Origin of the sequence: Clostridium sp. UBA2485 (assembly GCF_002341865.1) — a bacterium.
Classification (GTDB): domain Bacteria; phylum Bacillota; class Clostridia; order Clostridiales; family Clostridiaceae; genus Clostridium_J.
Genome location: NZ_DDOV01000091.1, coordinates 1 through 11,628, shown reverse-complemented (window position 1 = coordinate 11,628; position 11,628 = coordinate 1). Strand labels below are relative to the sequence as shown.

General features: G+C 29.6%; 9 protein-coding genes and 7 tRNA genes. 9 read left to right on the top strand and 7 right to left on the bottom strand.

The genetic code is table 11. From position 1 onward, the window contains the following. The 7 genes from B3603_RS18455 to B3603_RS18425 all read left to right on the top strand — a co-directional run bounded on the left by B3603_RS18455 (position 1) and on the right by B3603_RS18425 (position 569). Positions 1–75, top strand: a tRNA-Glu gene (locus B3603_RS18455). A gap of 8 nt (positions 76–83) precedes the next feature. Continuing rightward, positions 84–168 (top strand) — tRNA-Leu (locus B3603_RS18450). Between the two features lie 3 nt (positions 169–171). Continuing rightward, positions 172–245, top strand: a tRNA-Gly gene (locus tag B3603_RS18445). A gap of 6 nt (positions 246–251) precedes the next feature. Then, positions 252–328 (top strand) — tRNA-Arg (locus tag B3603_RS18440). A gap of 5 nt (positions 329–333) precedes the next feature. After that, positions 334–408: transfer RNA gene (locus B3603_RS18435), tRNA-Gln, on the top strand. Positions 409–411: 3 nt separating this feature from the next. After that, positions 412–487 (top strand) — tRNA-Lys (locus B3603_RS18430). 7 nt (positions 488–494) lie between these two features. Continuing rightward, positions 495–569, top strand: a tRNA-Glu gene (locus B3603_RS18425). Positions 570–768: 199 nt separating this feature from the next. Here B3603_RS18425 and B3603_RS18420 read toward each other — a convergent pair. Then, complete coding sequence (locus B3603_RS18420; protein ID WP_291567629.1) at positions 769–1,344, bottom strand: TetR/AcrR family transcriptional regulator; 576 nt, start codon at positions 1,342–1,344, stop codon at positions 769–771. Positions 1,345–1,792: 448 nt separating this feature from the next. Between B3603_RS18420 and B3603_RS18415 the strand changes: the two genes are divergently transcribed. Next, the gene (locus B3603_RS18415) at positions 1,793–2,956 is read left to right on the top strand and encodes an alpha/beta fold hydrolase (RefSeq protein ID WP_291567628.1); all 1,164 of its coding nucleotides are present in this window, start codon (positions 1,793–1,795) and stop codon (positions 2,954–2,956) included. Positions 2,957–3,155: 199 nt separating this feature from the next. Here the strand turns inward: B3603_RS18415 and B3603_RS18410 are convergent, their stop codons facing one another. The 6 genes from B3603_RS18410 to B3603_RS18385 all read right to left on the bottom strand — a co-directional run bounded on the left by B3603_RS18410 (position 3,156) and on the right by B3603_RS18385 (position 10,256). Further along, positions 3,156–4,514: an APC family permease gene (locus tag B3603_RS18410; protein ID WP_291567625.1), complete on the bottom strand. Its 1,359-nt coding sequence runs from the start codon at positions 4,512–4,514 to the stop codon at positions 3,156–3,158. Between the two features lie 209 nt (positions 4,515–4,723). Continuing rightward, a complete protein-coding gene (locus tag B3603_RS18405; protein ID WP_291567624.1) occupies positions 4,724–5,422 on the bottom strand; it encodes a cysteine hydrolase family protein in 699 nt (232 codons plus the stop codon). Positions 5,423–5,641: 219 nt separating this feature from the next. Then, positions 5,642–7,021, bottom strand: coding sequence for a sigma-54-dependent transcriptional regulator (locus tag B3603_RS18400; protein WP_291567623.1), 1,380 nt, complete (start codon positions 7,019–7,021; stop codon positions 5,642–5,644). Next, positions 7,014–9,359, bottom strand: a complete 2,346-nt coding sequence (locus B3603_RS18395; protein WP_291567622.1) for a cache domain-containing protein — start codon at positions 9,357–9,359, stop codon at positions 7,014–7,016. The genes B3603_RS18400 and B3603_RS18395 overlap by 8 nt, the downstream gene beginning before the upstream one ends. Positions 9,360–9,489: 130 nt before the next feature. Further along, positions 9,490–9,825 carry a hypothetical protein gene (locus B3603_RS18390; RefSeq protein WP_291567620.1) on the bottom strand — a complete coding sequence of 112 codons (336 nt, stop codon included), beginning with the start codon at positions 9,823–9,825 and terminating at the stop codon, positions 9,490–9,492. Positions 9,826–9,971: 146 nt separating this feature from the next. Continuing rightward, positions 9,972–10,256, bottom strand: coding sequence for a hypothetical protein (locus B3603_RS18385; RefSeq protein WP_291567618.1), 285 nt, complete (start codon positions 10,254–10,256; stop codon positions 9,972–9,974). Positions 10,257–10,455: 199 nt separating this feature from the next. Between B3603_RS18385 and B3603_RS18380 the strand changes: the two genes are divergently transcribed. Next, positions 10,456–11,199, top strand: a complete 744-nt coding sequence (locus B3603_RS18380; protein ID WP_291567616.1) for a peptidylprolyl isomerase — start codon at positions 10,456–10,458, stop codon at positions 11,197–11,199. Positions 11,200–11,628 lie beyond the last annotated feature (429 nt).

Here is an 11,628-nt window from a genome sequence, read left to right as displayed (position 1 = left end):
GGCTCCTTGGTCAAGCGGTTAAGACACCACCCTTTCACGGTGGTAACAGGGGTTCGATTCCCCTAGGAGTCACCATAAAATATGCAGATGTGGCGGAATTGGCAGACGCACTAGACTTAGGATCTAGCGCTTTACGGCGTGGGGGTTCGACTCCCTTCATCTGCACCACTTGCGGGTGTAACTCAATGGTAGAGTGCTAGCCTTCCAAGCTAGTTACGAGGGTTCGATTCCCTTCACCCGCTCCAAAATATGCGTTTTTAGCTCAGCTGGATAGAGCAACGCCCTTCTAAGGCGTGGGCCAGGGGTTCGAATCCCTTAAGACGCACCATATATTGGGATATCGCCAAGCGGTAAGGCACCAGACTTTGACTCTGGCATTCGTAGGTTCAAATCCTGCTATCCCAGCCAAGCGGTTCACTAGCTCAGTCGGTAGAGCACATGACTTTTAATCATGGTGTCCGGGGTTCGATCCCCCGGTGAGCCACCAAAGCTTTGGCTCCTTGGTCAAGCGGTTAAGACACCACCCTTTCACGGTGGTAACAGGGGTTCGATTCCCCTAGGAGTCACCATAACTCTTACTTTAAAAGTAAGAGTTTTTTATTTTTTTGTAAAATATCCTCTATAATTAATATATATTAATTATAGAGGATAGATGTATAAGATAAATGTAAAAAAACAATATTCTAAAATTTAATAAATTTTATTCAATATTTTAACCATAAATTTAAAAACTTCTTATTATCTATAATTACGAAGATAACATAATTTTCAGTCTAGAAAAAATATGCTACCAGCCAAGGTATCTTGAAAGTGTTCAAGAATTTTTCTAATATCTGATCCCTTTCCGGAAGTCAAAATCCATTTTATTGTGGTTAGTACTAAAGAGGAGTAGAGGGTTGAATAGTAGTCTAATAAAGAGCTGTCTTTACAAGTATTATGAATTATTATATATTGCATGAAATTCTTCTTTAATAAATCTTCAATATCATCATATAGGTGAAGAGCATCTGTTTTAATTTTCCATAATGCAAGTACGACCTTTTTTTGATCATATAAATGCTCATAGATTTTACAAATAATAGAGAAAAGGTCAACTTCTTTCTTATCACTAAAGCGCTCATTAATAAATGAAGTAGCAGTTTCCACAATTTCATCTATAAGCTGTTCTGCTAATTCATATTTATCTGAATAGTGCTTATAAAAAGTGGAACGATTAATTAAAGCCTTATCTAATATGTTTTGTATAGTAATTTTGTTGAATTCTTTTTCAAAAAGTAATTCAATAAAGGTATTTTTAATATTTGCACGTGTTTTAACCACTTTTAAGTCTACTTTACTTTGCACAACTCTCTTCTCCCTTCTATAATCAATTACTGTTAAATGCATAAGATGTTAATTATATATATCAATTTTAACAAAACGATAATGAAAAGCAACAGTTTGTTTAATAACAAATAATTTGTTGCTTTTTATTATGCAATAATTAGAAAGTCTAAGAGTAACTATCATTAAAACAGTCTATTTTGTATTGCTAAGCAACAAAAATCAGGAGATTCGTTTGTTATCAAATAAATTTTCTTTTTTTATTGATTGTTAAGAACTAAAAAATAAAATAAAATAAAAGTATTAAGTGATAAACATTATCAATGGCGAGGTGAAATTTATACTATTGGTGCTGTGATGAATGAATAAAAATGTATGTATCAAGGCTAATGATAATAAGAAAAGAGTTTAATCAATTATAGAATGTCATATATCCGAAAAAATCAAAAAATGAAAGGTGATGAATATTATGTTAAATGCTAGAAAAATAAGAGAACGATTTCCTATTGGATTTTACGATGATTTACACAAAGATTTTAGTATCAATTTTCAAATGAACCGTTTTTATAGTTGGGCAAATGATGAAGATATGCTCAAAGAAATGAAAGGAGCTAGTCGACATATAAACAATTATGATGAACATATTGCTAAATTTTTAGAACTATCTGAGAAAGCATTGAAAAACGGACATAAATTAAGAGGGGCTTTTTACTTGAGAGGAGCAGAATTTTTTATACCTAAATCAGATCCCCAAAAGCAAACTTATCGTAAAGAGTTTATATCATTAATGTTAGAACATTTTCATGTGAAGGAAAATGAACATTTCAAAGTACCTTATGAAAATTCTTATCTTTCAGCTTATCGGTTTACACCAGAAAATCCTAAGGGAAAGATTGTGTTCTTTGCTGGTTATGACGGTTATATAGAAGAACTATTTTCCCTTCTCATAGGAATGAAAGAAGAAGGATATGATGTAGTATGTTTTGATGGCCCAGGACAAGGATCGGTTCTTGAAAATTGTAAAATGCCAATGACTCATGAATGGGAAAAACCGGTTAAAACCATATTGGATTTCTTTAATCTTGATGATGTTACATTAATAGGAATGTCTTTAGGTGGTTATCTTGCACTAAGAGCTGCTGCATTTGAAAAAAGAATAAAGCGCGTAATTGCCGATGATATTTTCCCAGATATGTATAGAATGATCATAGCAGCGCTCCCTGTGAATTTAAGAGAAATAGTTAATAATCTAATGGAAAATGAAAATGCTGAGGAATTAAATTCTTTAATCAAGAAATTAATGAATGAAAGTCTTATTATAAAATGGGCTTTTAATCAAGGTTTAAATGTTACAGGCAGTCAGACTCCTTACGAATATCTAAATAAAATTATGCTTTATAATACAAGAGAAATATCAGGACAAGTAGAACAAGATGTTCTTTTAATGGTTGCAAAGGAAGATCATTATGTGCCACTAGAACAATTTTCTGAACAAATTGAAACTCTTACAAATGTGCGTTCACTTACAACTCGTACGTTCACTAGAAAAGAACATGCACAAAATCACTGTCATGTAGGAAACATTGGACTTTCAGCGGAGGTTATGCTAGATTGGATAGAACAAATATCCTAATAAAATGTGTAATATTTCATTGCCAAACATAAAGGGGAACGCAACACCTACGTTTAGGATGACTCACCGTTCCTATCATTTGAGATAAAGTAATGAAAAATTAGAGTTAATAAAAATTATTAAAATAATAATGCCAATATCCATTGAGGATATTAGCATTATTATTTTAATAAGAAAAACTCATATTTATAACTTTATATTACATATCACTTATCATTGGCAATTTCTTTTTAGATGTCTTTGAAAGTATAATTCCATATACTATGCCTAAAGAAAGCCAAGTAAAACCTACAGTTAATGCAAAGGTTGATAAATTAATCCACAAATAGAAACATACAATAAAGCCTAAAGCTGGTATTATTAAATTAGAGAAAATCTTTCTCTCTTTCTTTTTAATAAAGTAATATACAATTACAGAAAGATTTACACACATAAAACCAACAAGACCACCAAAATTTAATAGTTCTGTCACTAAGGATATATTAAGGGTAAGAGCACCTATAATTCCTATAGTACACATTATAAAAATATTATAAGTTGGAGTTTTATATTTTGGATGTAAATGAGTAAAGAATTTTTTTGGTAATACTTCATCTCTTCCCATACCAAAGAGTAACCGTGCAGCACTAGATTGTCCTGTAAGTCCTGCAGTAAGGGTAGAAATAACAACTGCAAAAGTATAAAGTCCTGCTAATAATGCTCCTCCTGCAAGTTTAGCCACTTCAAATAAAGCAGTATCTGAAGATGCAAAGCTTGAATAATCAGGCCATACTAATTGTATAACATAAGCCTGAACTATAAAGATTAATCCACCTACAATACAGGAAATAAGGGCAGCTTTTCCAATATCTTTTTCAGGGTCTATTGCTTCTTCTGCCATAGTAGTTATGGAATCAAAGCCTAAGAAAGAGAAACAAGCAATTGCACCACCAGCTATAAGGGTTGAAACTGAAAAAGTACTTTCATTATAGAATGGTTTAATTGATAATAGCGTTCCTTCACCAACTCCGCCTAAGAGCGACTTTCCACAGATAAATACAAATATTACTACAATGGCACCCATCAATCCTACTAAATAAAGATTTGCCTTAGCAGCAATCTCCACACCAAAATAATTTACAAAAGTAGTTATTCCACCTATGATAAGTACCCATGCCCAATAAGGAATGGCGGGGATTGCCACATTAGCATAGGCTGCGCCCACCATAAATACTATCAATGGAACTAAAACATAACTCATGAACATACACCATCCAGCTAAGAAGCCAAGATAGGGGCTAATAGCACGTTGAGTGTATGTATAAGTTGATCCAGCCACGGGAAAAGCTGCTGCCATGCGACCATAGCTATAAGCTGTAAATAACATTGCTATCATTGCACAAAGATATGCTAACGCCAACATTCCACCTGTTAATTGTGATGCTGCACCATAGATATATGCTGGTGCAATAGGAGTCATAAAAGCAATTCCATATATAGTTAAGTCTTTTAATGTCAAAACTCTTTTTAACTCATCTTTATAACCAGAATTTTTATCTTGTGAATCACCTTTTTTCATTTAAATCTCCTCCGTTTATCTTAGAGTTTACAAATTAATATATTAAAAATATCAAATATCTTTAATGATTATCATAAATTTTACTTTCAAGGATATTTATTTCTATTAAAAATTACTTTTAAAATTTATATGCAGATAATTACCTTTAAACTTAGTTTAATAAAACAATTATCTGCATAAATAGATATGTTAATTATATAAATAGAGTTTTATAGATTTTTTTCTATCAACTCAATTGTTTCATCTGTGTTTAATACATCGCAGTATACTAAGTTCATTATTTTAAGTTCCATATTATGAAGTTCCATACAACTTGCGGCGCAACAATCTTCAACACAAATAACTTTTAGGCCAGCATCTGCAAGGCCTCTTATTGTACTTCCAACACATTGATCTGTAACTATTCCTGTAACTACAACAGTTTCGATACCCATGAATTTTAATATTTGAAGATAGTTTGTACCAGTTGTAACACTATCAGTAGTTTTATTAACTACTATTTCATTTTTCAGAGGAGTTAATTCTTCAATCATTTGTGCAGCAAAGCTATCAACATGAAGAAGAATATTATTCCAGCCTTCTGATTTTTGAACAGGTGACCTGTCTTCACCATCTTCACGTAGACAAGCAATGCGTCCGAAAGTTACAGTTAATCCTTTGTCACGGAAGAATTTCAAAAGACGTTGATTATTTGGTATTACAATATTATCCAATCTATCATGAAAAGGAATCCAACGTTCCCATTCTCCTGCAGCTTTAAATTCCAGTGCTTCGCCAAAATCTTTAAGTATGAATTCATTTTGCATGTCAACTATTAAAAGTGCAGTTTTTTTGGGGTCTAATGTTACCTCTGGTAAATCTTTTAATGTTTCATAGTAATAAGATATAAATTTTTCTCTTGTTTTCATTTTTATAATCCTCCTTAATTATCATATAAATTTGTAGGTTCTAAAATTATATAAAGCAAGTGACATGCCAATTAAAAAAAGCAAGGAAATTTAGTAATTTCCTTGCTTTTTTATTGAAAAGTTATGTTATTTTGTTATAATTGCTAATTTAAGGTGTCTAAGAAACTAAGACTTTTACTAAATATCTTAGTTTCTTAGACACCTTTTAGTTACATAGTGCTACATTTTTGTATCATCTTTTGATAAATCTAGCTGTTTAATTTTCAGTTGTAGATTTTTTCTAGCAATATTTATTTGCTTTGCCGTAGCAGAAATGTTCCAGTTATTTCTTTTTAAGGCTTGAGTTATGTAGTTTTTTTCAAAAAATTTTTTCGCTTCGAGAAAAGGTATTTCATCATCTTTAATATTAGTTATTTCCTCATTTTTTACTTCTTTTGGTAAAGCATGAGTATGGATTATAGTGCTAGAAGAAAAGACTACTAACCTCTCCACTAGATTTCTTAGCTCACGGACGTTTCCAGGCCAACTATAGTCCAAAAGGATTTTTAATGCTTCATCAGAAAAAGCCATGAAAGGTTTGCGCATTTCACTACAAAAATATTGCAGAAAGTGATTAAGAAGTATAGGAATATCTTCAAGTCTATTTTTTAATGGTGGCATATGAATAGGAACTACATTTATTCTATAAAAAAGATCTTCTCTAAAATTACCTTTAGCTACCTCTTCAGATAAATTTTTATTAGTAGCCGCTATTAAGCGGAAATTAGCTTTAATAATTTTAGTACCGCCTACACGTTCAAATTCCTTCTCTTGTAACACTCTAAGAAGTTTACTTTGAAGTTTTGGAGAAATCTCACCAATTTCGTCAAGAAAAAGGGTTCCACCATTCGCCATTTCAAATCGTCCAATTTTCGTTGATATTGCTCCTGTAAAAGACCCTTTTTCATGACCAAATAATTCACTTTCTAGAATGCTCTCGGACAAGGCTGCACAATTTACTTTTACTAAAGTACCATCACTACAAGAGCTATTTTGATGTAAGAGATTAGCAACAATTTCTTTTCCTGTACCACTTTCACCAGTAATTAATACAGTGGCATTTGCAGACGCAACAATATTAATGTTTCTTTTGATTTCTCTAATTTCAGCACTATTACCTAATAACTGTACTCTTTTTTCCATTGCTTTAATTCTATTTTTTAGGATTCTATTCTCAGTATTTAAGTTGTAAAAGTTTACTGCTCTTTCCACATTTAAAAGAAATTCTTCTATATTTAAAGGTTTTACAAGATAAGTATAAGCACCAAAGGTCATAGCTTCAACTGCACCTGAGATTGAAGCTTCCCCTGTAAGCATAATTACTTGAATATCAATATGTTCATTCTTAATTTTATTTAATACATCAATACCACTAATACCTGGCATTACAATATCACATATAACTACGGCATAAAGTTCATTTCTAAGCATAGTAAGAGCATACTCTCCATTAGTAGCTATATCAACATCATATCCTTTAGACTTTAAAATTCTAGAATGAATTTTTAAAAAGCTTTCATCATCATCTATCATCAAAATTTTATTTAGCTTATTAGGCATCTATATCACACCTTTCCTTAGAAGGGAGTATAATCATAAAGGTTGTCCCATGTTTATATTTACTTCGTACTTTAATTTGCCCTCCATGCTTTTCAATCTCTTTATTGACAATCCATAGCCCTAGTCCTGTACCTTTACCTGTTTCTTTTGTAGTAAAGAAAGGTCTGAATATTTTGTCTAGATTTTCTTCTAGTATTCCTAAACCTGTATCAGAAAAACATATTTCTATTTTTTCATTATTTATGTTTTTCCCGTTAATATTTAGTTTCCCTCCTTTAGGCATTGCTTGAACTGCATTAGTAATGAGATTCAAAAATACATGTTTTATAGAACTAGATTTACCAAATACATATAGTGGTTCATTAGGTAAGTTTATAGTTACATCAATATTTCCTTTAATGATAGATGTTTTCTCTAAAAGAAGCACTTGCTCAAGAAGATTTCTAACTTCTATTTTTTTTATTTTTTCATCTGAAGGACGAGAGAAATTTAAAAGATTATAAATAATTTTCTCAGCTCTTATAATGTTAGAGTCTATTTCTTCAATAGCCTCTTTAACTATTTCATCTTTATGGGCATTACTACAAGAATTAAGTAAGTATGAAGCACCTTTTATTACAGCTAAAGGGTTTTTTAATTCATGAGTAATTCCTGCAGACATTTGCCCAATTGCAGCCATTTTTTCAGCTTGAATAAGTTCTTTTTCAAGCATAACTTGCTCCGTTACTTTTCTACTATGTACAACTATTTCATCAATATTACCTAAACTATTATATACAGGAAATGACCAAAGATGATACACCTCTGAGTCTCTTAAAATTTCACTTTTATATTCAGCTTTAGTTTCTAATGTATTTATTATAGGACAATCTCCACAAGGACAGTTTGACTGATTGAAAACTTGGTAACAAAACATACCTATAATATTGTCATTTTTAAAACTTTTTTTAGCTATATTTAGCCCCTTATGATTAATTCTTCTAATTTGATAATTTGGTCCTAAAATCATCATTATTCCACTAAAACTATTAAAAAGAGTTTCTAGCTGATTCTTATTTCTAATTATACTTTCTGTATATTCTTCAATTTTTCTACTCATGGTATTGAAAGACTCAGCTAAAATACCTATTTCATCCTTAGAAGTTACCTTTACAGTCTCACCAAATTTTCCATTGGCAATTTTTTTAGCATCTTGAGTAAGAGTTAAAATAGGATTTGTTATTTTTAAAGAAAGATGAACTCCCATAAGTAAAAGCATAAATATAATAAGTATTATAGCTAACCAAAACTTTGATGCTAAATTTTTAAAACCAACTACAAATTCATTCTTATTAACTTCTATACCTATGCTCCATCCTAAGTTATTAATTGGCTCAAAGGAAACGATGTGTTCCTCTGAATCTTTATCATATAAGAGGAGTCCGTTTTCACCATATGTCATACTAGATAATATTTTTTCATAAGCTTCACTAATTTGCTGTTTAAAAATATTAGTATTAAGCAACTCACCCTGTATAGGACTTGTTTTCATATACTCTGGATGATAAATAACACTTCCTTCCTGATCTATTATAAAGGCAAATCCTGAATCCCCTAAACTAAAGTCTGCAAGCGCCTTTTTAATTTTGTTTAAAGAAACATCTATGCATACAATCCCTTTAAAAATTCCATTTATATAAATAGGATGAGAACAGGTAATCACCCATCCTTTTCCACCGTAATCATAGTAAGGTTTAGTCCATATTGCTTTAGAGTTATTATTATTTTCCTGCGTTACTAAGGTATAAAATGGATCTTTTCTTTGATCATGATCTGGGGCAAAAGTCAAATTGGACAAATAAGGATATACTCTAATAAATCCATTATTTGAAACCATATATATGTATTCTATAGAAGAGTTACTTTCTTTAATTTTTTTAAAAACATTATCTAACTTTTCCGTATTAATAAGATCATTTATTACTTCTTCAGTAAATTCAATATTATTAGGCATATATACATTTGAAATATTGCTTAAAGAAATTTCTTTATTTATCTGTCTTTCTAGCACTCCTCTACTATCGAAAGAATAGTAATTTGGAATAGATTTCCTAATTTGCTTTTCATTTAAAATATACTCTGCCCATTGAGATAAATTTTCCACTTCTCTTTCTACTTGATCTAAGTCCTTTGAAATAACATCTGCTTTTTCTTTAGCAAGTGCACCTAGATTTTCTCTCATATTTTTCTCTTCTATAGTTCTGCTTTCTTGAACAAAGAAGAGAGTAAATAGTGTAAATGGTACTATGCATATGAGAACAAAGAAACTTATTATCTTAACAACTAAAGATTTTCTCATAATCATTGCACTCCTTTATTTTCTACTTATAGAAGTATAAAACGATTATAGCATATAGTGAAAAAATTTTTTCCTGAATAAATCAAATATTCTGTAATCAAAGAATAACTAAAGGGGATATGATTTCAGTTTATGTCTCAAATATAAGACAGAAAGCGTATCCTACAAGCAGAACAATATTTACAAGTACTGATTTATCAAAATAATTTTTAAATAATTCTAAAGAAGGGGTATTTTTACCTATTATTAAATATGATAAAAAGTTATTAATATCAACAGTATGTTCTATATTGTTATAAGCACCTACATAATTTACCCCAAGGGAAATAGTAATTATTATTGAGAATAATAGTAATATTAGTATAGGTTTATTTAATTTCACTATTTTATGCTTTTTAAATGATTTTAAACATAATACTAAAGAAAATATTATAAATGCAATAAATACTAGTAATAAAAATTTCACAGTCAATTCCTCCTAAAATTAGTTTAAGCTTAGCTCATAATAATTTAATTCATGATCTTCATAAGTTTTAACAAATCCAAAAGAAGTAAATAAATTTTTAGATCTTTCATTATACTTATATATTGATATAGATATTTTCTGCAAATTTAAATATTTTGCTCTGATAGTGCAGTATCACTGATTGCTTTCCAAATATTATTTTCAAGTATTTCTATAAAATAGACCTCACCAATGCTTTTTAAGTATTTATACATTTTATCTATAGTTTCTAAATCATATAATCTATTAGTAACCCCTTCAGAATAATAAAGTACTTTAGGATTTCTATACCATGGTAGTGCTAGCTTATAATCTTCTTCTATTATAGTCTTTAATCTTAGATTGTCATCTATATTAATATAGTTGGGGCTATGCACAATATTAGAATTCATGATTTTAATCTCCAATTTATTTAATAAAAAATTTTATTGTTTTATAATAAAATCATTCATGAAAAGATTTTAATCTAATATAATTACTATATATAAGTATATAATTCCTGTCATTTCTAGAAAATTATTTCGTTTTTGCATAGGCTATGTTATGATAGGAGAATAGGATAATTCAATAAGGTAATAAAGGAGACGTATTATGGAAAATAAAGTTTTAGCCGTAGTTAATGGAAATGAAATAACTCAGATGGATCTAGATTTTTCAATAGCTAGATTTCCAGAGCAAAATCAAAGTTATTTCCAAACTGAAGAAGGCAGAAAGCAACTATTAGATCAAATTGTTAATTATGAATTAATATACAACTATGCTAAAGATGAAAATTTAGAAAATGAAGAAGAGTATAAAAAACAATTAGAACTGCTTAAAAGAGATCTATTAATACAAATAGGAGTAACAAAAACTTTTAATAAAGTTGAAGTTAATGATGCTGAAATAGAAGAGTTTTACAATAATAATCAAGCTATGTTTAAAACAGAAGAAACTGTATTAGCTAAACACATATTAATTGATTCAGAAGAACACGCTAAACAAATAATAGAAGAAATAGAAAACGGAAAATCATTTGAAGATGCTGCTACAGAATATTCAAAATGTCCATCAAAAGCACAAGGTGGAAATTTAGGAGAATTCGGAAGAGGAAGAATGGTACCAGAATTTGAAGAGGCTGCTTTTGAATTAGAAGTAGGGGTAATTAGTGAGCCAGTTAAGTCTCAATTTGGATTTCATATTATAAAAGTTGAGGATAAGAAACAACCTTCAATAAAACCATTAGAAGAAGTTAAGCCTATGATAACAACTAATTTATTACATGAAAAACAAAATAAAGAGTTTTTAGCATTAGTTGAAAAATTAAAAGGTATCTATTCAGTAGAAATGAAATAATTAAGAATCCCATAGCGAATACTATGGGATTTTATTTACATTTAATATAAATTATAAAATTAAATTTATAACATTATAAAACTTATAATAAAGCTATAAACCGGTTATAGATTGCATTAAGTCTATAAACAATTCCACGTGTATCTCTATGTAAAATATGAAGAAAATCAAAGATAATAGGAGAAATAAAAAAATAAATTTATATTACGATATATTTTATTATGAGAAGTATATATATCGTATGATACTATGTAAAAGTCGCAGTTCCACATAGGAACTAAGACATACAGAATAGCTTAAAGGTTTCTTTTTAATTAACTTTTTAATAATATTTTAAATAATTTTAAAAAAATAAAAAAAGTTGTTGACAAGGAAAAAATTAAGTGATAAACTGATTAAGCAGTCGGAAAACGACGGTAAAAATTACTA

Excerpts from the sequence above, each read along its gene's own strand:
- B3603_RS18380 (WP_291567616.1), top strand. The coding sequence starts at position 10,456 with ATGGAAAATAAAGTTTTAGCCGTAGTTAATGGAAATGAAATAACTCAG.
- B3603_RS18410 (WP_291567625.1), bottom strand. The coding sequence starts at position 4,514 with ATGAAAAAAGGTGATTCACAAGATAAAAATTCTGGTTATAAAGATGAG.
- B3603_RS18400 (WP_291567623.1), bottom strand. The coding sequence starts at position 7,021 with ATGCCTAATAAGCTAAATAAAATTTTGATGATAGATGATGATGAAAGC.
- B3603_RS18415 (WP_291567628.1), top strand. The coding sequence starts at position 1,793 with ATGTTAAATGCTAGAAAAATAAGAGAACGATTTCCTATTGGATTTTAC.
- B3603_RS18395 (WP_291567622.1), bottom strand. The coding sequence starts at position 9,359 with ATGAGAAAATCTTTAGTTGTTAAGATAATAAGTTTCTTTGTTCTCATA.
- B3603_RS18385 (WP_291567618.1), bottom strand. The coding sequence starts at position 10,256 with ATGAATTCTAATATTGTGCATAGCCCCAACTATATTAATATAGATGAC.
- B3603_RS18405 (WP_291567624.1), bottom strand. The coding sequence starts at position 5,422 with ATGAAAACAAGAGAAAAATTTATATCTTATTACTATGAAACATTAAAA.